This window comes from Amycolatopsis sp. NPDC033938, assembly GCF_055575975.1.
In genome coordinates, this window is the sequence record NZ_JBVIRO010000002.1 from 236,198 (window position 1) to 262,709 (window position 26,512).

Genomic DNA, 26,512 nt, shown 5'->3' on the forward strand with positions numbered 1-26,512 from the left:
GTCGTCACAGCAGCACTCTACCGAAGGTAACCTACTTCAAGTAAGGTGAACTCCCGGTAACAGGTAATACGAACGAGAGGTCGGGTCATGGGCAACCGCACCGAGACCGGTGTCGTCATCGTCGGGACCGGCTTCTCCGGTCTGGGCATGGCCATCCAGCTGCGGAAAGAGGGCCGCGAGGACTTCGTCATCCTGGAGAAGGCCGACGACGTGGGTGGCACCTGGCGGGACAACACCTACCCCGGCTGCGCCTGTGACATCCCCTCGCATATGTACTCGTTCTCGTTCGAGCAGAACCCCGGCTGGTCCCGCGCGTACTCGCCGCAGCCGGAGATCTGGCGCTACATGCGCGACGTCGCCGACAAGTACGAGCTTCGCCGCTTCATCCGCTTCGGCCAGGAGATGACCGGCGCCCGCTGGGACGCCGAGGGGAAGCGCTGGCACGTCGCGTCGAAGTCGGGTGACGAGTTCGTGGCGCCCGCGCTCGTGGCCGGGGTCGGCGCGTTGCACCTGCCGCAGATCCCGAAACTGCCGGGTATCGAGAACTTCAAGGGCCGCGCGTTCCACTCGGCGCGGTGGGAGCACGACTACGACCTGACCGGCAAGCGGGTCGCCGTGGTCGGCACCGGTGCGAGCGCGATCCAGTTCGTCCCGCGGATCGCGAAGGATGTCGAGGAGCTGACGCTCTTCCAACGGACGCCGCCGTGGATCATGCCGAAACCGGACCGCGAGATGCCGTCGGCCCTGCAGCAGGCGTTCCGCTCGGTGCCCCTGCTGCAGCGCGCCTTCCGCGACGTCCTCTACTGGGGGCTCGAAGCCCGCGCGATCGGCTTCAACGGGCATCCGTGGGTGATGAAGATCGGCCAGCGCATCGCGAAACGCAACATCCACAAGAGCGTCAAGGATCCGGAGCTGCGCCGGAAGCTGACGCCGGACTACACCATGGGCTGCAAGCGGGTCCTGGTCTCCAACGACTACTACCCGGCGCTCGCGCGGGACAACGTCGACGTCGTCACCGACGGCGTCACGGAGGTGCGCGAACACAGCATCGTCGACGGCGCCGGGGTCGAGCACGAGGTCGACGCGATCATCTACGGCACCGGATTCCACGTCACCGACGCCTTCGACGATCTGGAGATCATCGGCAGGGACGGGCGCAACCTCGGCAAGGAGTGGGCGACCGAAGGGATGCGGACGTACCAGGGAATCACCGTGTCCGGGTTCCCGAACCTGTTCTTCCTGCTCGGCCCGAACACCGGACTGGGGCACAACTCCGTGGTGTTCATGATCGAAGCGCAGATCTCCTACGTCGCGCAGGCGCTGCGGCTCGCCCGCGGCAAGGCGCTCGACCCGCGGCCGGAGGCGCAGGAGCGGTTCAACGGTGAGATCCAGCGCAAACTCGCCAAGGGCATCTGGACCCAAGGCGGCTGCAAGAGCTGGTACCTGGACGCGAAGGGCGTCAACCGGACGATCTGGCCCGGCTTCACCTGGCGGTACTGGCTGGACACCCGCAAGGTGCGGCGCGAGGACTACGAACTCCTCGGCTGAACCCGCCGGACGCGCGTGAAGGCCCCCTTCCCTCGGCTCAGCCGAGGGAAGGGGGCCTTCACGCGAAAAGGGGGAGGTCCGTGAGGGCCAGGATGGGGGGCGAGGCCTTCACGGACCAGGGAGCGCCGCGCTCATGAGGGGTTGAGCCGGCGAAGCCTTCCGATGAGATCGACGGTGGAGATGCCGCAGAGTTCGGCCATCCGCTCCAGTGCCGAAAAGTCGAGGTGGACCTCGGCGCTCCCGGCGTCGCCCGACCGTTTGAGCCGGTCGTCCGCCCACCGTCTCAGTGGGAGCAGTTCTTCCTGGTCGTCCTTGATCACCAGGCGCAGGTCGATCCGGACCCGGCCGGGTTCGTCGACGAACACGCGACGGTGCACCTTGGCCAGCAGATCCTGTGGCAGCTCGTCCATCGCGACGCACAGTTCGACCAGCCGCACCACGGAACAGTGCCGGGTGCCCAGCTCGTAGGTGGCCAGCGTCTGGAGCGAGATCTCGCTCTGCAGATGCTGGTTCAGCTCCTTGCGTGTCCAGCCACGCTTACGGCGGAGCTTGCGGAGCTCGTCTCCGAGTATCCGCTGATAGTTCTCAGCGTCGATCAGCACTCCCCATCCCCTGCCTTGCCAACCTTCTCCACCGCTCACCCCGGGTGACTGATCCGGGGCGAGCGCACTCACGTGAATGAAAGTCGGCAGGACGTCCGCTCTTACGCGGTTTCGGGGGTGCTTTTCACACTGATTTTGACCCGTTGGGCCAAATGGGTTAATCCTGCGCGTCCAACGAGCGCGTCAGTTGACGCAGGGGACGCCTTCGGCCGTGATCGGCTTCTCGTCGGACTGCTCGGGCGGCGGGGCAGCGGCCGACGAACCCGCGACGTTCTGTGAGGAACCGGAGCCCTGCGCGCCGCTCGCCGGCTTGTAGTCCGAGCCGAGGAAGACCATGACGCGGCCGGCTTCGACGCTCTTGTCCTCCTGGACGGTCGGGTTGCCCCCGAGTTCGGCGGCGACCGCCTTGCCTGCCGCCTGCTGACCCTTGGCGACCCAGATCACCGTCTTCTTGCGCGCGCTGGCCGTGGCCGTGTCGCCCGCGGTGAAGCCCTTGTCGACGAGCTGCTTCAGCACCGTCGCGGCCAGTCCGTCCTTGGTCGTCGAATTGCGGACGTCGACCGTGGTCGCCTTGTTGGGCGACTCGGCCTGCGGCGGCGCCTGCTCGCCGGGCGGCGGGCCTGCGACGCCCTGGACGAAGTCCTTGACCTGTTTGGGGTCGACCTGGATCGCGACGCCGTCTTCAGGGGTCTTGTACTCGATGTTGACGATCGGGATCGTCCGGAACTCGAGCTGACCGCCGGTGAGGCCCTTCATCTGCTGCGCGAAGCCGAAGATGTCCCAGTTCTGGTTGAGCACGACCGACTTCTTGATGGCCGTGATCAGGTCGTTGAGCTTGCCAGGGTTCGCGAGCGTGCCGGCGGAGAGCACCTTCCGCGCCATCCCGGCCATGAACACCTGCTGGCGGACCACCCGGTCGAGGTCGCCGCGCGGCAGACCGTGGCGCTGCCGGACGAAGCCGAGCGCTTCGACACCGGAGATGGTGTGCGGGCCCTTGGTGAACTTCGCGCCGGAGAACTGGTCGTTGACGTCGTCGTTGAGGCAGACATCGACCCCGCCGATGGCCTGGGTGATCTCGCTGAAGCCGAGCAGGTTGATCGCGGCGTAGTTGTCGATGGTCGAGCCGGTCAGCTTCTCGACCGTCTTGATCAGCGTCTTCGCGCCGGCCTCGTTGGCCTTCTGGTCGAGTTCCTTCGGGTCGGAGACGCCGTCTTCCTGCAGTTTCTTGCGTTCGCTGAGCATCGCGCGGGCGTAGGCGGAGTTGATCTTGTGCTTGCCGAAGCCGCCGGGGATGTCGACGTAGGAGTCACGCGGCAGAGAGATCGCGACGGCCTTGGAGCCGTCGTTCGGGATGTGCACGAAGATCAGCGAGTCGGTGTTCAGCTCGCCGTCGGCCTGCCCGGCGCGCAACTGTGCGAGGAGTTCCTTGGACAGCGGGTTGCCCTGCGCGTCCGTGCGGCTGTCGAGGCCGACCAGCAGGATGTCGCGCGCGCCGTCCGCGGGCTTGTCGCCCTCGTCGGCGCCGATGCCGACGTTCGCGAAGGTCAGCCCGTCCATCGCGGCCCACGCGTAGCCGGTCAAACCCATCACCAGCAGCGAGACGAGACCCAGTGCGATCTTGGGGCCGCGGAACGAGCGCCGCGGGGCTCGCCGGGGTTCGTTCCGCCGGGGCGGCGTGCCCGCAGCTTGCCGGGCGGGTGCCGGGCGCGATCCACGGGGCGGGGCCGGACGGGGAGGAACGCGTCCGGGCGCGTCCTGCCTAGGCCGGGCGGGACGTCGGTCCCCATGCCCATTCCGAGGCGGGTACTCCACGCGGTCTGCTCCTTCTCTTCGTTACCGGTCGACGGTCTTCTCAAGGGACGCATGGTGCCTGTTGAGGGTTGTCGCAGGATTACACATCCCCCCGAAGATGTGGCACGCACCACCGGTTTCCTTCCAATGGTACGGAGAAGGCCTGGTCAGCGCCGTGTGACTCGCGGCGGAGTCAGGGGAGCACACGGCGGGCGGCGCGTGCCGGGACCAGGCTGGCGGCGGCGGCGAGCATCGCGACGACGATCGTCGCGACGGGCAGCGCGACCGCCGCGGCGCTCACCTGCTTCCCGTCGAGGGCGCCCATCAAAGGCGGCGCGCACGCGACCGCACACACCAGCCACGTCCCGGTCATCCGGCTCGTTCCGTTGCGCACGGTGTGCAGGAGGTAGACGCCGAGTAGCAGATTGACCAGGCTCTGCACCGGCCCGAGCCGTAACCCGAGGAGGTCGGCGTCGGCGGAGGCACCACCGAAGCGGGCCAGCGCGAAGCCGAAGACGCCGAGCATCGCGTACGCCATCCCGACCGTCGCCGCGGCGCGGCAGAACACCGCGGCGCGCAGGCCCGGCTCGTCGACCACCCGCTGTTGTGGTCCTGAATGGCGCTCGAACCACCAGAAGACCAGTACCGCGGGGACGGCCAGCAGCGCGAGCGCGAGCAGGACCCTCGGCCTGGCCAGCCAGCTGAGGCCGTCCACGAACGGATCCGGCAGGTAGACGACGGCCACGAGCAGCAGCATCGCGGACAGGAAGCCGAGGTAGAGGCTCATCGGAGCACGGAGGATGAGGCGGGCGGTGGCGACGACCGCCGGCCGTTCGCCGAGCCCGGCCAGTGGCCGCGCGAGGAGCCCGAGCAGCGCGAGCTGGACGAGACCGAGCAGGAGCACGCCCCACGGCGCACCCGACAGCGCGGCCGGAGCGCCGGGGCCGCCGAGCAGCATCACCCCTTCGCCTCGGACGGCGATCGCGAGGCCCAGCCCGGCGGCACCGGTGAACGCCACCGCCAGAAGGACGCCACGCGGCGGCCGGACGCCGTCGGCGTGGGCGAACGCGAGCTGCTGGACGAACAGCGCGAGGAACAACGTCTCCGCGTAGCGCGGGATGGCCGAGCCCGACCACTGCGCCGCGGCCTCGCTCGCCAGCGTCAAGGCCAGCAGCCCGGCGACGGAGGCGGTTCGCGTCCGGCGGTACAGCGACAGCAGGGCGGGCGCGAGGACGACGGTCAGCAGGAAGACGCCGAGCAGCCAGAGCGGGTGCAGCGCGATCCGCATGACGGTGGCGTTCGTGCCGGCCGGGATCCCCAGCACCTCCAGCGCGAGCGGGACGACCAGCGCGACGACGGCGAAGATCAGCGCCGGGCGCAGCAACGGACTCGCGCGGTCGGCGAGGTACTGCGAATAGCGGCCGCCGGTCGCGCGGATCGAGCGCCAGCCCGCTTCGTTGATCCGGCCCACCGCGAAGAAGATCAGCGGACAGAGCTGAGCGAGCCAGGTGAACGGCCACAACGACCGCTCCGGCACGCCCGTCCAATGCACGAGCGCGACCGCGGATTCGCCGAGCAGCATCAGCACGACCCCGGCGACACCGAGCAGGGCCCATCGGCCGACCGGGGCCACCGGACGCGGTTCGCGGGGGAGTGTGACGGCGGTCCGGCGGGTGCGGACCCAGCCGCGGAGGCGGAACACCAGCAGCGCGCCGATCACCAGCACCCCGACGACCATCGGGCCGAGCGGATCGCCGACCGGTGGCCCCCACCGCTGGTGCCAGGAGTTGAGCACGAGACCGGCGGTATAGAGGGAGGCGACGACCTCGCAGGTGCCGCCCGAGTCCATCGGGTTGAGCACGCAGGTGTGGCGCATGTCGGCCGAGAGCCGGTCGTCGAGCGCGCTCCTCGCCTCCTGGCCGAGCGGGTGACCTTTCCGTTCGGCGTAGCGGAGGATGTCGTAGCCGAGGTCGTGGGCCTTGCAGGGGACGGCGTAGTCCCACTTGGTGTTGTCGTCGCCCCACGGTGCCGAGCAGCCGCCGTCGGTGTGGACGGCGCGCACGGTGCCGTCCCGCGCCGTCATCACCCCGGGGGTGATCCCGCTGACCGCGGTGAAGTCGGCGGGCAGCTTCGCGATGGCGTCTTCGACCGGGCCAGGGCGCACCAGGGCGTCGACGGCGTTCTGCGCGGCGAGGATGTCACCCGCCGGTGGCCCCTGGACCGGCGGCGAGGCAGGCCGTGACGCGATCAGGCCGAAACCGAACACCAGCACCGTGACCAGCAGTAACCAGCCGGACGTCGACCATGGCCGCCGGATCCTGGCAGGACGAGCGTCGGCGTCGGCTGTCGCTGGCATGCCGTCCAGGGTGCCATCCGCCGATCGGGGCCGACATCCGGATAACCCCCGGGTTCACCCCCTGGCGCCCTGAGCAAGAGCGACCACCGGCCGCGTTCAGTCCGCCAAACGCGTGGCGCGGTCTTCGGGAGGAGGGGGTCGTTCCACATCCTGGGCGAACCGGACCTGGTTCCGGCCGTTCTCCTTCGCCACGTAGACGGCCGCGTCGGCGGCGTGGAGAAGTTCTTCCAAAGATTCACCGTGACGAGGGAACAAGGCAGCCCCGATCGAGGTAGTACGGCCCGAGATGGTGACGCGGCTGCCTCGTTTGTCGGTAGTCACTATATGCAGTTCGGCGATTGCGCTGCGCACTCGCTCGGCGGCGAGTTTCGCGGCGGTTTCGTCGATATCCGGCAGAAGGACTAGGAATTCCTCGCCGCCGAACCGGCCGATGACGTCGGCGGGCCGGGTGACCTCGTCCAATTTCCGTGCCACATCGCGGAGGACGTCGTCGCCCGCGGGATGCCCATATGTGTCGTTAATCCACTTGAAGTGGTCGAGATCAATCATCAGGAGGGCAAGGTTGTCGTCCGATCGGGCAGTCCTTCCGAGTGCCCGATCGGCCGACTCCGACCATCCGCGCATGTTGAGAACACCGGTTTTCGGGTCCGTCCGCGCGTCGTTTTGCAGTTGGTCGATCTCGGCGAGGCGATTGAACACCACCGTCACCACGGCCATCACGATCACCATCGGTGGCATGATCAACAGCAGTACCGCGGTGACCGCGCCGAGGCCGATCGTGATGGCCTCCAGCAGGTTGTCCGCCGCATTGCCCAGTACGGTCGACACCGACGGCCGCTTCGGCGAGCCGAGCGTGAGGATGCCGCCGATGTAGGCGATCTGCACCGCCTCGAAGACCATCCCGGTGATGATCAGGACGCCGAATTCGCCGAGTGTGTCCCAACCGGAAATCCGTCCCCATTCATGCGGGCCGAACGCGGCGAAGGTGAGCGAGGCCAGTGTCACCGAAACGCCGTGGGTGACCGAGGAGAACACGAAGTTGTGCGCCGGTCGCCGGGCGATGAACCAATGCTGGATCCGGACGAGTGCGATGATGGAAAGCGTCAGTGAAAGCGGCAGGATCACCGCGGCCGGAAATGTCCAAACGGCGGTGAGGTCGATGAGAACGGTATGGCTGCGGTCGCGGCGCCTTTCCTCTTGCCGCTGGGTCAGCTGAATATGCGCCGTGGCGCCGACGGCGAGAATCGCGAATCGAACCCAGTCCGTTTTTCCCGGTGCCGTCGAATTCATCGTCGCGATGACCATGACCGCGATTCCGACCGCCTCCATGGCGAAAAGGAACGCGATGAAGCGTTTCGGCCGCTGCCACAGCGCCCACGCCCTGGGGTCGTAGGGATGACGTCGCGGCGGTTCGGCCTGGTCACCTTCCGGGCTTGTCCGCCCGCGTTCGGTCACCGGGACATCGCTCTCGGCGGCGGCTGTCGCAGCCACATCGTCACGGTCGCCGGTACCGTCGCCGTGCTGGCGGCGATCGCCGGTCTCGGCTGGCAATTGCTACCTCTTTTCCGCGCGGTTGGCACGGCTGAGTAATCTCACCGGTACCGACTGATACACCGTTCGTATTCCACGGCCGGTATCATCCCATCGCATCAGTTGTTCGACACCGGCAAGGGCGGCCGCGGCCGTGTGCCCCTGACTCGCCTTGCCCGCGAACACGGACCGGAGGTGGCAATCGTGTCCCGTGATTTCTGATCTTGCTTGCTGAATGTTTTTCGAGACGTGGTGTGGAAGGGGTGACCGATAGTGTCGAGCCGTGACTTCTGAGCCCGGACAAGGTATTAGTTCGCAGCGAGGTGTGCCGGAGGTGAGTGACCGTGTCGAGCCGTGACTTCTGATCCAGAGCCGTTTCAGGTCGGATGATTGTTTTAGACCGAGGTGCCCCAGCAGTGTCCCGTCGAGATTTCCGCGTACGAACCCGCCGGGCGGCCGTGCCGCCCCAGGGGTCGTCCAGTGTGGATTCCTCATGACAGCAGCGGTTCCGGGGTGGTTCCGTTGATGTGCCCCCAGCTGAGCGCGACCAGGACGGCCAGCAGCAGGCCGACCACGCCTGCCAGTGCGATGGCCGAGGTCGCGGCCCCGAGCCGATCGGCGGCGAGCCCGCCGAGTCCCGCCCCTATGCCCTGAGCCACCCGCAACCCCGTGCGGTACACCCCACCCGCACCGCCCCGGAGCTCGTTCGGGACCCAGGTGATGAACGTGGCGCTCACCGTGATCAGGTACGCCCCCGCCGCACCCGCCGCCGCCAGCAGCAGCAACGCCGGAATCAGCCCCGGCTTGAGCGCGAAGGCGATCAAGGCGACCATCGGCAGTGCCGCCAGCACACCGAGCAGCTTCCGCCGTTGTTCCGCAGAGACGAACCGCGAGAGCAGGAACGCGCCGATGACGAAGCCCAGCGGATCGGCGGCCAGCAGCCAGCCGACGGCCTGTTTCCCCACGCCCATCTCCGCGGCGAGCGGTGCGGCCAGTCCTTCGGGGATGACGGCGAGGCCGACCAGCCACGAGAACCAGACCAGCACCCGCAGGTGACGGTTGCCGAAGACCTGCTTCACCGCCCCGAACCAGCTGCCGCCGCCATCGGACGCGGCCGCCCGCCGGGATACGGAGAACCGGACGACGGCCGCGCTCAGCAGGAACGTCGCCGCGTCCAGCGCCAGTGCCCAGCTCGCCCCGACCTGCGACACCAGCAGACCGCCGCCCGCCAGGCCGAGCAGCATGGCGGTGTTGGTCGAGATACCGCGGATGTCCTGGCTCTTGAGATAGAGGTCGTCGTCGGTGAAGACCTCGCGCGTCAGCGCGTTCTGCGCCGCGTTGCCCGGCGCGTTCGCGAGCCGCGCGAGCACCACCAGCCCGCACAACAGCGCGAGCGGGGTGCCGGGGATCGCCATGATCGCGATCAGCACCCCCTGGATCAGGGACGAGACGACGAGAACGGTGCGCCTCGGATAGCGGTCGGCCAGCTGGGAGAGGCCGAGACCGCCTGCCAGCGCGGGCAGGAAGGTCAGGGAGTAGACCACCGCCGAGAGCAGCGCGGAACCGGTGCGGTCGTAGACGAGGATCGCCAGCGCGACGATGGTGAGCTGATCCCCGATCAGGGACTGCACCTCGGCGAGCCAGAGTGCGCGGAACTCGCGGTTCGCCAGGGCGGCGGTCATCCTCGGCGCCGCGTTCGTCCTCACTGCGTGACCACCTCCCCCCGATCGGGTGAACTTAGCTCCCTCGCATTCTTGCCTGCCCTGTTACGTGGCGGACTAGGGAGTCACTGCGGAGGGCCCGCCGAACAACGTTCAGTATGCCTCCGGCTACAGGGAGACGAACAGAAGACCGGTGATTCCTTCCCCTGTTGGGCCGATCGAGCTACGCCGTCTGATGGGCGAGTGACGTCGGTCTGACTCGTGCGTGGGTATCTGCGCACCGATCGCCCCGCACTCGCTCGGCGCAGCCGGGGCGCCGCTTGCCGCCGCCCGCGTTCCGGTTGGGCTGAATGGGCCAACACTGAGAGGAGACCGGTCTGGACGCTGAGGCCGGCCGGGTACAAAAGGGGTGAGGCCATGAACGGTTTGCTCGACGACAAGGCCGTCGTCGTGACCGGGGCGGGGCGGGGGCTCGGCGAGGCGTTCGCGGTGCACGTGGCGAGAGCGGGCGGGGCCGTCGTGGTCAACGATGTCGACGCCGAGCTGGCCGAGCGGACGGCGGAGAACATCCGCCGGTTCGGCGGCCGGGCGGTCGCCAGCGGGCACAGCGTCGCCGACCCGAAGCAGGCCCAGGAGATCGTCGACCTCTGCCTCGCCGAGTTCGGCGCCATCGACGGGCTGGTCAACAACGCGGGCCTGAACTACGAGGCCCTCCCGTGGGAGGACGACGTCGAGCAGGCCCGCGAACTGGTCGAGGTGAACGTCCTCGGCGTCATGTACACCGGCCTCGCCGCGATCAAGGCGATGGTCGCGCGCGGCACGCCGGGCTCCATCGTCAACATCTCCTCCGGCGCGTCGCTCGGCCAGCGCAAGCTCGGCGTGTACGCCGCCAGCAAGGGCGCCGTCGCCTCGCTCACCTACTCCTGGGCGCTCGACCTGGAGGAAAGCGGGATCCGCGTGAACGCGGTCTGCCCGCTCGCGCACACCCGGATGGTGTGGAAGTCCGAACGATCGCTGCGGGCGTGCCCGCCGGACCGGACGCCGTCGCGGATCGCGCCGGTGGTGCTCTTCCTGCTCGGCGCCGGATCCGACGGGATCACCGGGCAGATGATCCGCTGCAACGGGCCGCAGCTGCACGTGATGGGGCAGCCGTACCTGAAGGAACCCATCCTCGAGCGCCCGGTGTGGGACACCGAGACCGTGCAACGCGCCTTCGACGAGGTCTTCAGCGCGCACCTGGAGAACTACGGCCTCGAAAAGCGTGTCCCGCCCCGGTTGCGCAAGTGGACGGAGTCGACCCGGACCGCTTAGCCGACGACGAACGGAAGCTTCGCGGCCAGGTCGCCGAGTGCGGCCTTCTCCGCGTCGGTCGGCTGGCGACGTCCGGTGCCGATCAGCAGCGCGTCCGTGTCGGAGAACGACGCCGGGAACTTCTCCCCGGTGCGCTGCTCCAGGATCTGCCGAGTCTTGGCGAGGCTGTCGTCGGCAGGGCCCTTGAGATGCGGCAGGTGCGCGACCAGGTCGAGGTGGTGCAGCGTCCACTCGAGGACGTACGCGGAAAGGAAGTCGCCCGCGGACAGGACGATGTCCCGGGTGGCGACCCGCATCCCGGGGTCGGCGAGGTCGGCGGCCCGGCCGGCGGCGGAACCGACGTCGTCGAGGTGGAACTTGAGCAGCCGCGGCTCCTGGTAGGCGGCCGCGAGACGGACGATCAGCGCGTCGAGGTCGTCTTCCCCGGTCGGCGGCTTGTCGGAGAGCTCCCAGTAGGTGACGGCGTTGCGCGTCGGCTCGGTTTCGGCGGGGGTGGCGAGGGTGATCAGGACGTCCTGCGCGTCGATCACCAGGTGACACACCAGGTCCTGGACCAGCCACCCGGCGCAGCCGGACGGTTTGGCGAAGTCTTCGTCGGGGGTTTCGGCCACGGCGGCGAGGAGCGCCGCCCAAGAGCGGGAGAAGAGATCCACGGCGGCAAGTTAGCAGTGGCGGCGCTGTGGTGGCGACCCTTTTCGGGACGCTTCAGGAACCGGACCGCTACCGAACCCGCCCGTCGGTAGGTACCTGAAACACCTGTGGCTCTAGGCCGAATCGTCACTCATGACCCGCGGAGGCGTCGTGGGTGAAGGCATGGTCTGTCCCTGTCGGTCGGTCTATGTCCTGAGGTGCATGGTGTTGCGTCTGGGTTGGCCGGTGGGGTCGAGATAAGCGGGTGGGGTGAACTCCGGTAGTCCGTCTTGGGCGATCTGGACTTTCCATTCGCTGTGGTGGATCAAGCGGTGGTGCTTCGTGCAGAGCAGCACGAGGTTGTCGATCTTCGTTTCGCCGTGGTGTCGCCAGAAGATGATGTGGTGTGCGGTGCAGCGGGGTACGGGCATGTCGCAGCCGGGGAAGGCGCAGCCGCTGTCGCGGAGGGTGAGTGCGTATTTCTGGGCCAGCGACACGGTGCGTTTGGATCGGCCGATGTCCAGTGGTTCGCCCGCGGTCCCGAGGACGCCGGGTCGGACGCGGGCGTCGCAGGCGAGGATGCGGGCGTCGGTGGCGCTGATCGGCCCGACCAGGTCCAGATGTGCTTCACCGATGTCCCGGATCAGGTCCTCGTACGACAGGGTGACGAGAATGTGGGTGGCTTCCCCGGCCTGGCCGGGGAGGTTCCGGCTGGTGGTCTTGAGCCGCACGTAGTCGGTGAAGGCGTCGCCGTAGCGTTCGTCCTGGGTGCGGGAGTCCCGGACCCCGTCGATGGCTTTGTGGGGTTTGGCCATTGGGTCGAGGTCGGACTTCAACCGCGCGTAGGTTTCGAGGTCGAGTCTGGCTTTGAGGCCGAGTGTTCCGTCGCGGTGTTTGACGAACCGTAACTCTGGCCGGGTGTCTGTGGGGTCTTCGTTGCGGGGTTCTTTGCCGTCGGGATCGAGTGTGTCCAAGAGTCGTCGTCCGGCACGGGCGATCTGCCGAGGACCAGCACACCGGGCCAAGTCGACGAGGATTTTCTCCCCGCCCCGCACGGCCTCCTCCGGGACGGTGGAGGGGATGCGGGCGAGGGTGCGGATGATCGCGTCGATCTGCGCACCCCCGATCGCGCCCTCCGTGGCGGCTTCGGCGGTCAACGGCGCCAGCGGCGGCTGAGGGTCTCCGCCGATAGACGGCCCGGGATGCAACGCCAAGACCCGATCGGCACGGGCCCCGGCTTCCGCGTCCGTGACCTGGAAGTCTTCGAAGATCATCGCCGCCAGCGTGGAATGGCCGGAGCAGCCGCGGATACCGCGGGAATTGATTTCCGCGAGGATCGCGTACTGCTCTGCCTCCAACTGTCGCTTCAAGACTTCGATTTCCTGTTTGCGGGCGTGCAGCGTCGCAGTATCGGCACGCCACCACTCGGAGCGCACTACCTGGGGACTGTTTTCGCTGGCCACGACCCCAACAATACCGGTGCTCGAACAGGTGTGCCATCGCATATTCAGACTACTGCGGCAACGAAACTACGTGGAGTGCCAAACTTAAAGGCGCGTAGCGCGCGTAGGCACCTTCGCTGGGGCTTGAAACGTCACTGGCCGACCGAGATATGGAAGTGTCCTTTGTAGATATTGGTGCCTTTTTCCGCGTTGAAGTACATGAAGGCGTGCTGGTTGAGTTTCCTCGGCTGAGCCTGGGAGCTGCGTCACCGAAACTACGTGGAGCACCAAAATTAAGGGCGCGTAGGCACCTTCGCCGGGGCTTGAAACGCCACTGGCCGACCGAGATATGGAAGTGTCCCTTGTGGACATTGGTTCCGTTGTCCGGGTACTGGGAAGGCGTGACGGTCCAGTTTCCTTGGGTGAGCCTAGGAGCTGCGGCACCGAAACTACGTGGAGCACCAAACTTACAAGACGCGTAGTGCGCGTAGGCACCTTCGCTACGAAGCCTTCCGGCGGATGCGCCGAGGTGGTCGCAAGAGCCGAGTGCGGGGCCCGTCGCGGGCGATGAGCCTTCTTCATCCTGGGGTTAGGAGGTGTCGTTAGTGGTAAGTGTCGTTCTAACGACACTTACCACTAACGACCACCTTTCGGGCCCGGTGACGTGGGCGGTGGCTCTGACCGGCGGCGTTCGAGCGTGTCTCACGGGTCCTGACCTCGCAAGAGCACCGCCAACCAGGATGAAAAAGGCGCCATGAAAGGTCCTTTCCTTGCAAAATTTGCAAGGAAAGGACCTTTCATGGCGTTCTCGGGGCTCAGGAACCGGCGGCGGCCGGAGCAGGTTCCGGAGCGGCGGCGTAGAGATCGGCGATCGCGGGCCCGTACCGGTCGTTGATGATCCGCCGCTTCAGCTTCAGCGTCGGCGTCAACTCGCCGGTTTCCGGCGTCCACGCCTTCGGGATCACGTGGTAGCGCTTGATCTGCTCGATCCGCGCCAGCCGCGAGTTCGCCGACTCGACGGCCTTCTCGATCTCCGCGAGCACCTGCGCGTTGTCGGCGAGCGATTCGCCTTCGGTGAGCTGGACGCCGTTCGCGGTCGCCCAGCCCGGGGCGATCTCGTCGTCGACGACGATCAGCGCGGTGACGTAGGGCCGGTCGTCGCCGATCGCGACGGCCTGTCCGATCAGCGGGTGTTCCTTGAGCAGGCCCTCGATTTTCGTCGGGGCGATGTTCTTGCCGCTCGAAGTGATGATCAGTTCCTTCTTGCGGTCGGTGATCGTGACGAAACCGCGTTCGTCGATCGTGCCGATGTCACCGGTGGCGAGCCAGCCGTCGGCGTCGACGTCCGGTTTGATCGAGCCGTCCTCCTGCAGGTAGCCGAGGAAGACGATCGCGCCGCGGACGAGGAGTTCGCCGTCTTCGGCGACCTTCACCTCGATACCTTCCAGCGGGCGGCCGACCGAACCGGCCTTGAACGCCGACGGCGTGTTGGAGGTGACCGCGCCGGTGGTCTCGGACAGACCCCAGACCTCCTGGATCTCGACGCCGAGCCCGGCGATGAAGTACAGGATCTCCACCGGCAGCGCGGCGGCACCGCTGGAGGCGACTTCGATCTGGTCCAGGCCGAGCATGGCCCGCACCGGCGCGAGCGCGGCGGCGTCGGCCTGCGCGATCTTCTCGGCCAGTTCCGGCGGCACCTCCTTGCCGTCACTGCGCAGTTTGTAGCCCTGCTGCAGCAGTTCGTTGGCACCGAGCAGCGCGGCGCGTTTGTCCTCAGGTACCGAGCCGAGCAGGTTCTTCAGCCCCGCCACCATTTTTTCCCAGACGCGCGGGACACCGAAGAAGCTCTTCGGATGCACTTGGCCCAGCGCGCCGACGACGGCGCTCGGGTCGCCGACGGTGTGCACGTGCCCGGCCCACACGATCGGCATGTAGATCGACAGTTCGCGTTCGGCGATGTGGGCGAGCGGCAGGTACGCGATGTTCGTGGCGTGCATCGGCGAATCGTGCAGCCGCTGGACCGCGACGGCCTGGTAGATGGCGTTGCGGTGGGACAGCACGACACCTTTCGGGTCGCCGGTGGTGCCGGAGGTGTAGATCATCGACAGCGGATCGTCCGGGGTGATCGCGGACCACGCCGTCTCGAACGCCGCCGGATCGGCCGCGTGCTGTTCGGCGCCCGCCGCGCGTAGATCGGCGAAGGACAGGAACCTCTTGTCGTCCGGGGGAATCACGGACGCGTCGAGTACGACGACGTGCCGCAGCGCGGGCAGGTCGTCGAGGACCTGTGACCAGCGGCCGAGTTCGTCGGCACCGGCGAGCACCACGACACCGGCGGCGCTGTGCCGGGCGACGAACCCGATCTGCTCCGGGCTGAGCGTCGCGTAGGCGGTGCAGGGGATCGCGCCGAGATGGGCCGCGGCGAGGTCGGCGATCAGATGTTCGGGACTGCTCGGCGCCATGATCAGCATCCGGTCGCGGGCGCCGAGACCGAGCCCGGCGAGGCCGCGTGACACCTCGGCGATGGCGGTGCGGAACTCACGCCAGTTCAGGGTCGGCTTGCCCTCGATGTCGAGTGACGTGACCGCCGGCAGTTCACCGAACTCCTCGGCGTTGCGGTGAAGCAGGGCGGGGATGGTCTGGCCTTCGATCTGCTCGGCGACGGTCGGCTGGGTGGTCAACGCTGGCCTCCTCGATGCTGCCTGATCAGGCACACTGTAAGCGCTGTCGGCGGTGCTGGATAGAGAATCGCGGCCATGGTCGCGGGCTGCGAAATGTCCACATTTTCCGTTTTCATCGCGTCAGTTCCGAACGAAGGGGAGCCTTGACGATGACCGGTTCGGCACGTGAGCTGATCGACGCGGTGCAGGCGGAACTCGCACCGCACGACGACGACAACCGGCTCGTCCCGTTGGTGGGCCGGGGGAAGGCGGCACGAGAGGTCTTCGCCGCGATCGCGGCGGAGGAGTACCGGATCGTCCGCAGTGATTGGCGCAGCTTCCTCATGCTCGCGTCGCGCTCGCAGGAGCAGGGCGCGCGGGAGTTCTTCGCGACGCTGGCCTCGGGCGAAGGGCTCGCGCTCGGCAAGCTGCCTTCGCTCGCCGAGGAATCGCCTGATTTCGAGCCGCGCGCGGGATGCCAGGCGTATCCGGCGTTCGTCGCCTGGCTGGCGCTGAACGGCGAACCCGCCGAGGTCATCGTGGCGATCGTCGCCAACTTCGCCGCTTTCGGCCGGTACTGCGCCGCGATCGCCGCCGCGATGCGGGAGCGGTACGGCTTCGACGACGAGGCGTGCGCCTTCTTCGACTTCTTCGGCGCGCCGTCGCCGGAACTGGAGGAGCTGGCCGTCAAGGCCGTGCAGGCCGCGCTCGACGCCGGTCGTCTGTCCGAAAAGGACGCTCGGACGCATGCGCGGCTGTTCCAGGCATACGAGCTGGACTTCTGGAACACCCTCGCCGACGATTACCGCCGTGACTGACCTCGTAGCCGAGGCCGCGGCGCTGGACGCGGCCGATCCCTTGGCGCCGGTACGGAACGCCTTCGACCTCGACCCGGAGATCGCCTACTTCGACGGGAACTCGCTGGGCGCGCCGCCGAAGCACGTGGCGGAGCGGGTCGCCGCGGTCGTGCGCGAGGAATGGGGCGGACGGCTGATCCGGTCCTGGTCGGAGGGCTGGTGGGAGGCGCCGGTGCGGGTCGGCGAGCGGATCGCGCCGCTGGTGGGGGCCGCGCCGGGGCAGGTCGTCGTGGCGGATTCGACGAGCGTGAACCTGTTCAAGGCGCTGGTCGCCGCGACTCGGCTCAACCCCGGCCGCGACGAGCTCCTCGTCGACGCGGACACCTTCCCGACCGACGGTTACATCGCCGACGAGGTCGCCAGGCTGACCGGGCGGACGGTACGGCGGGTCGTCGCCGAGGACATGCCGTCCGAGGTGAGCGAACGGACGGCCGTCGCGTTGATCAACCACGTCGACTACGTCAGCGGACGCGCCCACGACCTGCCCGCGCTGACCGAGGCGCTGCACCGCGCCGGGGCGCTGGCACTCTGGGACCTCTGCCACAGCGTCGGCGCGCTCCCGGTCGAACTGGACGCGGCCGGTGTCGACCTCGCCGTCGGCTGTACCTACAAATTCCTCAACGGCGGGCCTGGCGCGCCCGCTTTCCTCTATGTGGCAACGAAGTGGCTGGACCGGTTCGAGCAGCCGCTGGCGGGCTGGGCCGGCGATCGTGATCCGTTCGCGATGCGCGGCGCGTATGAGGCGCACGCCGGGGTCGAGCGTGGCCGTGCAGGCACTCCCGACATCCTTTCGCTGCTCGCGCTGGACGCCGCCCTCGACGTCTGGGACGGCGTGGATCGCGCTCTGCTGCGGGAGAAGGGCCTCGCGCTCGGCGAGTTCTTCTTCCGGTGCGCGGACGAACTCCTCGGCGGCGCGACCATCCTGACCCCGCGCGGGAGCGATCGCGGGCACCAGATCTCGGTCGTCGACGACGACGCGGCCAAGACCATGGCCGCGTTGATCGAGCGCGGGGTGATCGGGGACTTCCGCCCGCCGAACGTGCTGCGGTTCGGGCTCGCGCCGCTCTACACCACCTACAGCGAGGTGCTCCGCGCCGTCACCACGCTTCGGGAGCTCCGGAGCTGAAACAATGAATTTCATTCGGGAATCGGTGGCAAAAAGGTGACCGCCCTCGCCCCTCCGGGGGAGACGAAGCGATCTTCCGCGAATTCGCTGTTAATCTCGTCTTTCGCTCTCGCCGCGTGTGTGACGTAGATCCTTCCCCTGTGGCGTAAGGGAAACCCACGTCGCCCGGCTCAGCGGCGAGGCGCGGGCCATGGCGCCGGGAGAAGGAGGGATTCGTGTCGCTCAACTACGTCCTCGTCGCCCTGTTCGGGATCGCCTCCGGTTTCCTGCTGAACGAATTCGGCGCGCGTTACCCCGTCGAGACAGTGCTCGTCGCGATCCTGATCTGTGGGGTGGCGACCCTCTGCTGGGCGGGAGTCCGGATGCTCCGGGACGCCTCCGGGAAGGTTGACGCACTCCTCGATGACGAGCTCGGCGACGCCGACGAAGATCATTTCGCCGAATCGGTGGCGATAAGTGTCCGTGATTCTCGATTTCGTGGTGCGAACGGCGTTACGACGGCGTTCCTCCGCGGTGATGTCGTTCGCAAACCGAACGGTATGTGGAGCGCTGGTCCGAAAGCGTGAGCGACGTCACGGCCAGTAGTTTTCGACGACTTTTTCACGGCGAAGCGAGCGTGACGAGACGTGACTCGATCGAGTCCGGAGAGCGTCGATCAAGCCGCTGCCTGCGGTAAACCGCCAGGTGACCTACTGGTGAGTCACTTGGCTGGTGCCCTGGTCCACGTGGTGGACTCACCAGGTCGACAACCCTCTGGTCAGAGAGTCACCGCGAGACGTGACTACTCTTCGCGTCTGGACTTGACTCACCCGTTTGGGTCTCCTAGCGTCTTCGCGGGCGGAGCGGACCACGCTGTGTTGATCCGGCTATCGGATCCCGCGGGTGAAGAGATCCCCGGCGACCCGACACCAAACTGCCGGAAGGAAAACGGACCACGGTGAAGCAAATTCCACTTCGACGAGGCCGCGGCTCATCGATTCGTTCGCGCGTTCTGACGATCGCGCTCATTCCGAGCATCGCGCTGATGCTCGTGGGTCTCGCGATCGGCGGTTACCTGATCTTCGACGCGGTCAACGGCCGTGACTACGCGCAGCGGATCCGGGCTTCGGAAGCGCCCACGGTCCCGTTCTTCGGTCAGATCCAGGAGGAGCGCCGTCTGACGCTGCGCGAGCTCGCGGGCGACCGTTCGCAGCATGCCGCGCTCGTGGAGCAGCGCGCCAAGACCGACGCCGCCACCCAAAACGTCGTCAGCTATCTCCAGACGTTGGTCGGCAACTCGCCCGACAGCGTGCAGCGCAACGTCGCCACGGTGAACGGGCTCTTCCAGAAGATGCCGCAGATCCGGCAGTCGGCCGACTCCGGTCAGTTGCCGCTGCTCGACGCCTTCACCTTCTACAACCAGATCGTCGACCAGTTCGTCGAAGGTCTCACCGGTTTCGCCCAGGACGCGCCGAACGCGGAGAACGCCTACCAGCGGATCACCGCGGTGCCGCTGTTCACCGCGATCGACCAGTTGCAGCGGTCGAACTCCCTCGCCGCCGCGGCCGTGGCGGGTGGCGGCTTCACCGACGAGACCTACCGCGCGTACGTCACCCAGGTCGGTTCGTACCGGTCTCTGCTCGAGTCGTCGGTGACGAGGATGGCCCCGGGCGTCAAGGCGAAGTTCGACCAGCTCGTCGCGAGTGACCCGTGGAAGGCCGTCAGCACGGTCGAGAACACCTTCCTGCAGAACAGCAAGGCCACGCTGCCGATACCCGAGCAGGTCTGGCTGCAGTCGGCCCGCGGCGTCGGTGACGCGATGATGCGGGGCTTCGTCGAGCAGAGTGGCGCGGCCACGACGGAAGCCATCGACGAGGCCGACCGGACGCTGATCACCTCGGCCATCGCCGCGGCCATCGCGCTGCTGATGGCCATCGGCGTGTTCGTCGTCGCCCTGCGGCTGTCCAACCGGCTCATCGGCAGGCTGGCCCGGCTGCGCGAGGACACCCTCGACGTCGCCGAGATCCGGCTGCCGGAGCTGGTGGACCGGGTGCGGGCGGGCGAACCCGTCGACCTCGACGACAAGGGTCACTTCCTCGACCACGGCGACGACGAGATCGGCCAGGTCGCCGAGGCCTTCAACAAGGCGCAGCAGACCGCCATCGCGGCCGCCGTCGAAGAGGCGAGGACCCGTGAGGGCACCAAGGCGGTGTTCCTCAACATCGCGCACCGCAGCCAGGTCATCGTGCACCGCCAGCTCAAGGTGCTCGACCAGGCCGAGCGCAAGCAGGAGGACCCGGAGCAGCTGGAAACGCTCTTCCAGCTGGACCACCTCTCCACCCGCGCCCGCCGCAACGCGGAGAACCTGATCATTCTCGGTGGCGGCCAGCCCGGCCGTCAGTGGCGCAAGCCGGTCACCCTCGCCGAGCTGACCCGTGGCGCCTCGGCCGAGACCGAGGACTTCGCCAGGGTCAAGACGGCGAAGATGCCCGCGATCGCGGTGCAGGGCCCGGTCGTCGGCGACCTCGTGCACCTGCTCGCCGAGCTGATCGACAACGCGACCTCGTTCTCGCCGCCGCAGTCGCGGGTCGAGCTGCGCGGCAACGTCGTCGGCAAGGGTGTCGTGATCGAGGTCGAGGACCAGGGTCTCGGCATCGAGCCGGAACAGGCCGCCGAGCTGAACGCGATGTTGGCCGATCCGCCGGACTTCGGCATCATGGCCCTGTCAGCCGAGCCACGGCTGGGCCTGTTCGTGGTCGCGCGGCTCGCCGCCCGCCACGGGATCTCCGTGCACCTGCGCGAATCCGCGTACGGCGGCACCAGGGCCATCGTGCTCGTCCGCACCGACCTGCTCGCGCCGGTCCCGTCTGATCAGCCGGAGGACGAGGTGGACCCCGAGAGCACCGAGGTGCCGGACGCCGCACCGCTGCGCCCTGGCCGTCGTGCCCGTCACCGCACCGAGCTTCCCGCGGAACGGCCGGAGCTCCCGGTGCCGATGCCGGTCGCGCCGCAGGCGCCGGTCTCGCAGTCGCCCGCGCATCAGCCGCCGGGACCCGATTCGCCGGGTGCCGCGCTGCCGCCGCTTCCTCCGCGGCTCCGGCCCGGCATGCCCCGGCCCGAGACGCCGCGCCCCGAGCCGATCCGGCCCGAGCCCGCGCGTGCCGAGGCACGGCCGCAGCCGGTGCAGCCGCCTGCCTGGCCGCCGGCCGATTCCCGACCGCAGGACGGCCGTCCGCCGCAGACCCGGCGGCCCGGCCCCGAGGCGCCCGGCAGGCCACCGCTGCCGCAGCGCCGACGTCAGACGAACCTGGTCCCCCAGCTGATGGAGGACCGGCCTGCCGCGCAGCAGGAGGAGGTCCGCGAGGACACCCCGGAGCTGGCCAGGAACCGTCTCGCCGCGTTCCAGCAGGGAACCCGGCGTGCCAGGGACACCGAACCCACCGACGACTACACCGACCTCGACATGTACGGAGATCGTGACTAGATGGCCAACGCGGGAGTCAGTGAACTCGACTGGTTGCTGGATGACCTGGTCAAGCGGGTCAGCGGTGCCGACAGGGCGGTAGTCCTCTCTTCGGACGGCCTGCTCATCGGACGGTCCGGCAACCTGTCGGAGCAGGACGGCGAGCACCTGTCCGCGGTCGCGTCGGCGTTCCAGAGCCTCGCTCGGGGCACGGGACGGCACTTCGGCGGCGGCAACGTCCGCCAGACCATGGTGGAGATGGACCACGCGTTCCTCTTCGTCACCGCGGCCGGTCGCGGCGCGTGCCTCGCGCTGCTGGCCAAGGAGGACGCGGATATGGGCCTCGTGGCCTATGAGATGAACCTGATGGTCAAACGAGTCGGCGCGGTGCTCACTTCGGCTCCCCGTGCCGCGACACCCACGTCGCCATGAGCGGGCGGCACGAGTCGTGGTTCGAGGACGAGGCCGGGCCGCTGGTCCGGTCGTACGCCGTCACGGGCGGGCGCACCCGCTCGGACACGATCGGCCTCGACCTGATCACACTGGTGGTCGCCATGCGCAGTGCGCACGAGGTCGCCGGTTTCGAGCCGGAGTACGGGCGGATCCTCACCCTCTGCCAGAGACCGACCTCGGTCGCGGAGGTCGCCGCGCGCATAGATCTGCCGTTGCCGGTGGTGAAGGTGCTGTTGAGCGACCTCATCGAACAGAACCTCGTGCTGTTCCGCACCGCGACACCGGTCACCGACACCCCCAACAAACACGTACTCCAGGCGGTTCTTGATGGCATCCGGAAACTCTGAGCCCCGGCGATCCTTGACCGCGAACGCGGTCAAGGTCCTCATCGCCGGCGGGTTCGGGGTCGGTAAGACCACGATGGTCGGTTCGGTCAGCGAGGTTCCCCCGCTGCGCACCGAGGAGGTCATCACCGCGGCGTCCGAGGGCGTCGACGACCTCACCGGTGTCGAGAAGAAGACGACCACCACGGTCGCCCTCGACTTCGGCCGGATCACCATCAACCCCGAGCTGATCCTGTACCTGTTCGGCACGCCGGGGCAGGACCGGTTCTGGTTCATGTGGGACGAGCTCGCCGAAGGTGCGCTCGGCGCCGTCGTGCTGGCCGACACGCGCCGACTCGACAGTTGCTTCGCGGCTGTCGACTTCTTCGAGCGTCGTGGGCTGCCGTTCGTCGTCGCGGTCAACTGCTTCGACAACGCGTACCGCTATGGCACCGAGGAGGTCCGGCAGGCGCTCGACGTCGGCATGGACGTCCCGCTGCTGCTGTGCGACGCGCGGGAGCGCGAGTCGACGAAGCAGGTGCTGACCGTGCTGATGGAGCACGTGCTCGCGCTTTCCGACCTGGCGGCGGGACTGCCTCAGGGCCGTTGACCCTCGCTCCCTGAAGGACGCTTTCCTTGTAATTTTCACCGGGAAAGCGTCCTCCACGGCATTCGGGAACGGTCAGGATCGACGGCGGCGAAGCAGGGTGTCGAGCGCGTACGTGCCCGGTCCCACCACCGCGAACAGCAGGAAGATCCAGGAGTACAGCGCTGCCGTTTCCCCCTTGTTCTGCAACGGCAGCAGTGCGTCCGGCTGGTGGACGACGAAGTACGCGTAGGCCATGGTGCCCGAGAGAAGCACCGCGACCGGGCGGGTGAACAGGCCTGCCAGGATGAACAGCGAGCCGACCAGCTCGATCACCCCGGCATACCAGCCTGGCCAGGTGCCGACCGGTATGGCCGGCTTGTCGAAGAAGCCCATCTTCTGCAAACCGTGACAGAGGAACAGGAACGCGACCACTACCCGGACGATGGAGAGGGTCAGGCCTTGCCACTTCGTTCTGGTCTGCCCGACCTCGGCACTCGTGGCGGCGGTTGTCTGGGTCATGACACATCCTTCCGGCTCAAGGTGGTCTAAACCATTAATAGGTGTTCAGGATGACGGATGGCCCTGCCTGAAGGGAACTTTCTTTCGTGGGTAATACCACGGCTCGTCTGACCCCAACAACGTTGTGCGCACGCGAAAAGAGGGCCCCTTTCCTGGATTCGTTCCAGGAAAGGGGCCCTTTCGTTTTCTTTGTTCAGCGGCGGCGGCGCAGGGTGTCGAGTGCGAAGGTGCCGGGGCCGATCGCGGCGATCAGCAGGAAGATCCAGCAGTAGAGGGTCGAAAGCTCGCCCATGTTCTGCAGCGGCAGCAGGCCTTCCGGTGCGTGGACGGTGAAGTAGGCGTAGGCCATGACACCGGAGAGAAGCACGGCGACCGGCCGGGTGAACAGGCCCACGAGCACGAGCGCGGCGCCGACGACCTCGATCACGCTGCCGTACCAGCCGGGCCAGGAGCCGAGCTCGACGGCGCCGCCCGCGCCGTCGACGCCACCGAAGAAGCCGAATCCCTGCAAGCCGTGGCAGAGGAAGAGGAACGAGACGACGATCCGGACGGCCGACTGGATCGCGCCCTGTGCCTTGGCGGACCGGCCGGTGGCGGTGGTCGTGGTGGCGGTGGTCTCGGCGGGGGTGATGGTCTGCGTCATCGTTCTGGTCCTTCCGGAGAGTCTGTGTGGCGGCTTCTGACAACGCGTCGGACGAGCACGACGCGATTCGACATCGCTGCCGGAACTTTTTTCCTGAGGCGGTCACATCACCCGATCGGCGCAAGGGCACACTGGACGCCGTGGCGGGTAAGACGAGTGCCGGGATCCTGCTTTTCCGCAGGTCGGGCGAGACGACCGAAGTACTGCTCGGGCATATGGGCGGACCGTTCTGGGCGAAGAAGGACGCGGGCGGCTGGTCGGTGCCCAAGGGTGAGTACGAGCCGGACGAGACGCCGGAGGCCGCGGCGCGGCGCGAGTTCCAGGAGGAACTGGGGCTGCCGGCACCGGAGGGGGAGTACCTCCCGCTCGGCGAAGTGAAGCAGTCCGGCGGAAAGGTCGTCACGGTCTGGGCGGTGGAGGGGGACCTCGATCCCGCTCAGGTGGTGCCGGGCACCTTCGAGCTGGAGTGGCCGCCGCGGTCGGGCCGGACGCAGGAGTTCCCGGAGGTCGACAGGGTCGCCTGGTTCGGGCTCGCGGAAGCCGAGGAGAAGCTGCTCAAGGGGCAGCGTCCGTTCCTCGCGAGGCTGGCGGAGTCGCTCAGCGGCTGAGTAACTCGCTCAGCGGCTTGTCGGCCAGCGATCCCAGTACGAGATCGGCGTGGTCGAAGTTGAGCACCGCGGTGATCGGATTCGGCACCGCGACGCACTTCAGCCCGGCGGCCTTCGCCGCGGTGACCCCGTGGGGCGAGTCCTCGAACGCGATCGCTTCGGACGGCGGCAGACCCAACGCCGCGAGTGCGGCAAGGTAGAGGTCCGGACTCGGCTTCGCCTCGTGGAGGTCGCCGGTGAGGACGGCCTCGAACGCGTCCGCGAGGCCCAGCCGGTTCAGATGCGTGGTGACCCAGTCGCCGGTCGAGCTGGACGCGATGGCCAGCCGCAGGCCCTGCTCCTTCGCCTCGTCGAGGTACTCCTGGACGCCGGGGCGCGGCCCCTCGGATTCCAGCAGTGCGGTGACCCTGGCGCGGACGCCGGTGCGGACCGCGATCCTGTCGAGGTTCTCGTCGTTCTTCTCGAGCAGCTCGAACATCGCGACCGCGGTGTTCTGTGTGCCGATCACGGTGTGCCAGACGTCGAGGGGGAGCTCGCCGCCGCGTTCGCGGAAGGTCTCCTGCCAAGCGGTGAGGACGGCTGCCTCGGTGTCGACCAGCGTTCCGTCGAAGTCGAAGATCAAGGCACCGGTCATGGGACGAGTCTATGTCTTGACTCACTGAGTGGCACGGATTACCGTACGCATTCGTTAGGAAAGTTACCAAACGAACAAGTGTTCACCGAACAAACGCCGCGCACCCGTCCCTCTCAACCCGCCGCCACGGATTCCCGGGGAGATCGATGTGAAGGCCCGAACCCGACTATTGCCCTTAGGCGCGGCACTCATCCTGCTGCCCACTCTGCTCAGCGGGAACGCTCAAGCCGCTGACGTGCTTTTGTCCCAAGGAAAACCCGTCCTCGTCTCCTCGGTGGAGTCCTCCAGCTACGGCGGACCGCTCGCCGTCGACGGGAAGACCACCACCCGGTGGGCGAGTGCTGAAGGCGTGGACCCGCAGTTCATCCGCATCGACCTCGGTGGCCCTTCCACCATCAACAGGGTCAAGCTGAACTGGGAAGCGGCGTACGCCACCGCGTACCGGCTGGAAGTCTCCAACGACGGCTCGGCGTGGACCTCGATCAAATCCGTCACCGGCGGCAACGGCGGAACCGACGATCTCACCGGGCTGTCCGGCCGTGGCCGGTACCTGCGCCTCGTCGGCACCAAACGGGCCACCAGCTATGGCTATTCCCTCTGGGAGATGCAGGTTTACGGTACGTCGGACTCCTCCGGCGACACGCAGGCGCCGACCGCGCCGACGAACCTCAAAGCGGGTTCGATCACAGCGTCCACTGTGGACCTGACGTGGACCGGATCGACGGACAACGTCGGTGTCACCGGCTACGAGGTGCTGCGAAACGGCCAGGTCGTCGGCACGACCGAGACCACGGCCTTCACCGACAGCGGGCTGAGCGCGTCCACCGCGTACACCTACACCGTCCGCGCGAAGGACGCCGCCGGCAACACTTCGGCGGCGAGCAACCAGATCCAGGCGACCACGCAGGCGGGCGGTTCTTCGTTCGTCCTCGCCGCTTCCGGTGACATCGCCGAACAGTGCACCGCCTCCTCGTCTTCGTGCGTGCACCCGAAGACCGCCGCGCTGGTCGGCCAGATGAACCCGGCCGCGGTGATCACCATGGGCGACAACCAGTACGACGACGCCCACATCGAGGACTTCACGAGCTACTTCGACAAGACCTGGGGCAAGTTCAAGAGCATCATGCACCCGATCCCGGGCAACCACGAGACCTACGACGACACCCCGCTGGGCGCCTACAAGCAGTACTTCGGCAAGATCGCGACGCCGAACGGGAAGACCTACTACAGCTGGGAAATGGGCAACTGGCACTTCGTCGCCATCGACAGCACGGAGTTCTCGCCCGGCCTCGCCGCGAACGCGATCAGCGATGAGCAGCTGAACTGGATCAAGCAGGACCTGGCGAGCAACACCAAGCCCTGCGTCGCCGCGTACTACCACCACCCGCGCTACACCTCGGGTGACCACGGCGACAACAGCAAGATGGCCACCCTCTGGGAGACCATGGTGCAGAACAAGGTCGACCTCGTGCTCAACGGGCACGACCACCACTACGAACGGTTCTATCCGCAGAACGCCAGCGGGGCCAAGGATCCGAACGGTCCGGTGCAGATCATCGGCGGTGGCGGCGGGGCGACCCTGTACCCGGTGAAGACGGAACACCCGGCCACGGCGAAGGCGATCTCGACCTACGGCGTGCTCAAGCTGAACATGTCGGACAACGCCTTCTCGACCCAGTTCATCGGGCTCGACGGCAAGACCATCGACTCGTCTCCCACCTACACCTGCCACTGATCCCCGTGATCAGGTGCCGGGTCGCGGCTCGTGTGCACCGCGGCCCGGCGCC

The 26,512-nt window shown here is 67.6% G+C and carries 23 protein-coding genes; 12 read left to right on the plus strand and 11 right to left on the minus strand.

All coding sequences use genetic code 11. The features are described 5' to 3' along the window. Positions 1 to 87: 87 nt before the first annotated feature. The gene (locus tag ACZ5ZX_RS07855; protein ID WP_465501236.1) at positions 88 to 1,548 is read left to right on the plus strand and encodes a flavin-containing monooxygenase; all 1,461 of its coding nucleotides are present in this window, start codon (positions 88 to 90) and stop codon (positions 1,546 to 1,548) included. A 131-nt stretch (positions 1,549 to 1,679) separates the two neighbouring features. Here the strand turns inward: ACZ5ZX_RS07855 and ACZ5ZX_RS07860 are convergent, their stop codons facing one another. The 4 genes from ACZ5ZX_RS07860 to ACZ5ZX_RS07875 all read right to left on the minus strand — a co-directional run bounded on the left by ACZ5ZX_RS07860 (position 1,680) and on the right by ACZ5ZX_RS07875 (position 7,626). After that, entirely contained in the window at positions 1,680 to 2,150 is a 471-nt protein-coding gene (locus tag ACZ5ZX_RS07860) for a helix-turn-helix domain-containing protein (protein WP_465501237.1), read from the minus strand. A gap of 183 nt (positions 2,151 to 2,333) precedes the next feature. Continuing rightward, positions 2,334 to 3,962 carry an LCP family protein gene (locus tag ACZ5ZX_RS07865; protein WP_465501238.1) on the minus strand — a complete coding sequence of 543 codons (1,629 nt, stop codon included), beginning with the start codon at positions 3,960 to 3,962 and terminating at the stop codon, positions 2,334 to 2,336. A 172-nt stretch (positions 3,963 to 4,134) separates the two neighbouring features. Then, positions 4,135 to 6,297, minus strand: a complete 2,163-nt coding sequence (locus ACZ5ZX_RS07870; RefSeq protein WP_465501239.1) for a phospholipase A2 — start codon at positions 6,295 to 6,297, stop codon at positions 4,135 to 4,137. A gap of 96 nt (positions 6,298 to 6,393) precedes the next feature. Continuing rightward, on the minus strand, positions 6,394 to 7,626 hold the full coding sequence (locus tag ACZ5ZX_RS07875; RefSeq protein WP_465501240.1) for a GGDEF domain-containing protein: 1,233 nt from the start codon (positions 7,624 to 7,626) through the stop codon (positions 6,394 to 6,396). Between the two features lie 66 nt (positions 7,627 to 7,692). Between ACZ5ZX_RS07875 and ACZ5ZX_RS07880 the strand changes: the two genes are divergently transcribed. Beyond that, positions 7,693 to 7,887 (plus strand): hypothetical protein, encoded by a 195-nt coding sequence (locus ACZ5ZX_RS07880; RefSeq protein WP_465501241.1) that lies wholly within the window; start codon positions 7,693 to 7,695, stop codon positions 7,885 to 7,887. A gap of 431 nt (positions 7,888 to 8,318) precedes the next feature. Here ACZ5ZX_RS07880 and ACZ5ZX_RS07885 read toward each other — a convergent pair whose 3' ends face one another. Then, positions 8,319 to 9,533 (minus strand): MFS transporter, encoded by a 1,215-nt coding sequence (locus tag ACZ5ZX_RS07885; RefSeq protein ID WP_465501242.1) that lies wholly within the window; start codon positions 9,531 to 9,533, stop codon positions 8,319 to 8,321. A gap of 372 nt (positions 9,534 to 9,905) precedes the next feature. On the opposite strand from ACZ5ZX_RS07885, the gene ACZ5ZX_RS07890 reads away from it, so the two are divergent. Beyond that, positions 9,906 to 10,799: an SDR family NAD(P)-dependent oxidoreductase gene (locus ACZ5ZX_RS07890; protein ID WP_465501243.1), complete on the plus strand. Its 894-nt coding sequence runs from the start codon at positions 9,906 to 9,908 to the stop codon at positions 10,797 to 10,799. Here the strand turns inward: ACZ5ZX_RS07890 and ACZ5ZX_RS07895 are convergent. The 3 genes from ACZ5ZX_RS07895 to ACZ5ZX_RS07905 form a co-directional block, all read right to left on the minus strand. Continuing rightward, positions 10,796 to 11,452, minus strand: coding sequence for a maleylpyruvate isomerase N-terminal domain-containing protein (locus ACZ5ZX_RS07895; protein ID WP_465501244.1), 657 nt, complete (start codon positions 11,450 to 11,452; stop codon positions 10,796 to 10,798). The two genes, ACZ5ZX_RS07890 and ACZ5ZX_RS07895, sit on opposite strands and share 4 nt — an antisense overlap. Positions 11,453 to 11,635: 183 nt before the next feature. After that, positions 11,636 to 12,892 (minus strand): HNH endonuclease signature motif containing protein, encoded by a 1,257-nt coding sequence (locus ACZ5ZX_RS07900; protein WP_465501245.1) that lies wholly within the window; start codon positions 12,890 to 12,892, stop codon positions 11,636 to 11,638. Positions 12,893 to 13,686: 794 nt separating this feature from the next. Further along, positions 13,687 to 15,552, minus strand: a complete 1,866-nt coding sequence (locus ACZ5ZX_RS07905) for an AMP-dependent synthetase/ligase (RefSeq protein WP_465501246.1) — start codon at positions 15,550 to 15,552, stop codon at positions 13,687 to 13,689. 149 nt (positions 15,553 to 15,701) lie between these two features. On the opposite strand from ACZ5ZX_RS07905, the gene ACZ5ZX_RS07910 reads away from it, so the two are divergent. The 7 genes from ACZ5ZX_RS07910 to ACZ5ZX_RS07940 all read left to right on the plus strand — a co-directional run bounded on the left by ACZ5ZX_RS07910 (position 15,702) and on the right by ACZ5ZX_RS07940 (position 22,342). Further along, positions 15,702 to 16,349, plus strand: coding sequence for a transcriptional regulator (locus ACZ5ZX_RS07910; protein ID WP_465501247.1), 648 nt, complete (start codon positions 15,702 to 15,704; stop codon positions 16,347 to 16,349). Further along, entirely contained in the window at positions 16,333 to 17,514 is a 1,182-nt protein-coding gene (locus ACZ5ZX_RS07915) for a kynureninase (protein WP_465501629.1), read from the plus strand. The genes ACZ5ZX_RS07910 and ACZ5ZX_RS07915 overlap by 17 nt, the downstream gene beginning before the upstream one ends. Before the next feature lie 215 nt (positions 17,515 to 17,729). Beyond that, positions 17,730 to 18,080, plus strand: coding sequence for a hypothetical protein (locus ACZ5ZX_RS07920; RefSeq protein ID WP_465501248.1), 351 nt, complete (start codon positions 17,730 to 17,732; stop codon positions 18,078 to 18,080). Between the two features lie 371 nt (positions 18,081 to 18,451). Continuing rightward, positions 18,452 to 20,977 carry a sensor histidine kinase gene (locus ACZ5ZX_RS07925; RefSeq protein WP_465501249.1) on the plus strand — a complete coding sequence of 842 codons (2,526 nt, stop codon included), beginning with the start codon at positions 18,452 to 18,454 and terminating at the stop codon, positions 20,975 to 20,977. Continuing rightward, positions 20,978 to 21,388 (plus strand): roadblock/LC7 domain-containing protein, encoded by a 411-nt coding sequence (locus ACZ5ZX_RS07930; RefSeq protein ID WP_037341577.1) that lies wholly within the window; start codon positions 20,978 to 20,980, stop codon positions 21,386 to 21,388. Further along, entirely contained in the window at positions 21,385 to 21,756 is a 372-nt protein-coding gene (locus ACZ5ZX_RS07935) for a DUF742 domain-containing protein (RefSeq protein ID WP_061982202.1), read from the plus strand. Before ACZ5ZX_RS07930 ends, ACZ5ZX_RS07935 begins: the two co-directional genes overlap by 4 nt. Further along, on the plus strand, positions 21,737 to 22,342 hold the full coding sequence (locus tag ACZ5ZX_RS07940; protein ID WP_026466899.1) for a GTP-binding protein: 606 nt from the start codon (positions 21,737 to 21,739) through the stop codon (positions 22,340 to 22,342). The genes ACZ5ZX_RS07935 and ACZ5ZX_RS07940 overlap by 20 nt, the downstream gene beginning before the upstream one ends. 72 nt (positions 22,343 to 22,414) lie before the next feature. Here ACZ5ZX_RS07940 and ACZ5ZX_RS07945 read toward each other — a convergent pair whose 3' ends face one another. Both ACZ5ZX_RS07945 and ACZ5ZX_RS07950 read right to left on the minus strand, forming a co-directional pair. Then, on the minus strand, positions 22,415 to 22,840 hold the full coding sequence (locus ACZ5ZX_RS07945; RefSeq protein ID WP_037306795.1) for a DoxX family protein: 426 nt from the start codon (positions 22,838 to 22,840) through the stop codon (positions 22,415 to 22,417). A 193-nt stretch (positions 22,841 to 23,033) separates the two neighbouring features. Next, positions 23,034 to 23,483: a DoxX family protein gene (locus tag ACZ5ZX_RS07950; protein ID WP_465501250.1), complete on the minus strand. Its 450-nt coding sequence runs from the start codon at positions 23,481 to 23,483 to the stop codon at positions 23,034 to 23,036. Between the two features lie 140 nt (positions 23,484 to 23,623). Here ACZ5ZX_RS07950 and ACZ5ZX_RS07955 point away from each other — a divergent pair, with 140 nt between their 5' ends. Then, positions 23,624 to 24,091 (plus strand): NUDIX hydrolase, encoded by a 468-nt coding sequence (locus tag ACZ5ZX_RS07955; protein ID WP_465501251.1) that lies wholly within the window; start codon positions 23,624 to 23,626, stop codon positions 24,089 to 24,091. Here ACZ5ZX_RS07955 and ACZ5ZX_RS07960 read toward each other — a convergent pair. After that, a complete protein-coding gene (locus ACZ5ZX_RS07960; RefSeq protein WP_465501252.1) occupies positions 24,081 to 24,725 on the minus strand; it encodes an HAD family hydrolase in 645 nt (214 codons plus the stop codon). The genes ACZ5ZX_RS07955 and ACZ5ZX_RS07960 overlap by 11 nt on opposite strands. 196 nt (positions 24,726 to 24,921) lie before the next feature. Here ACZ5ZX_RS07960 and ACZ5ZX_RS07965 point away from each other — a divergent pair, with 196 nt between their 5' ends. After that, positions 24,922 to 26,460 (plus strand): discoidin domain-containing protein, encoded by a 1,539-nt coding sequence (locus ACZ5ZX_RS07965; RefSeq protein WP_465501630.1) that lies wholly within the window; start codon positions 24,922 to 24,924, stop codon positions 26,458 to 26,460. The last annotated feature ends 52 nt before the right edge of the window (positions 26,461 to 26,512 follow it).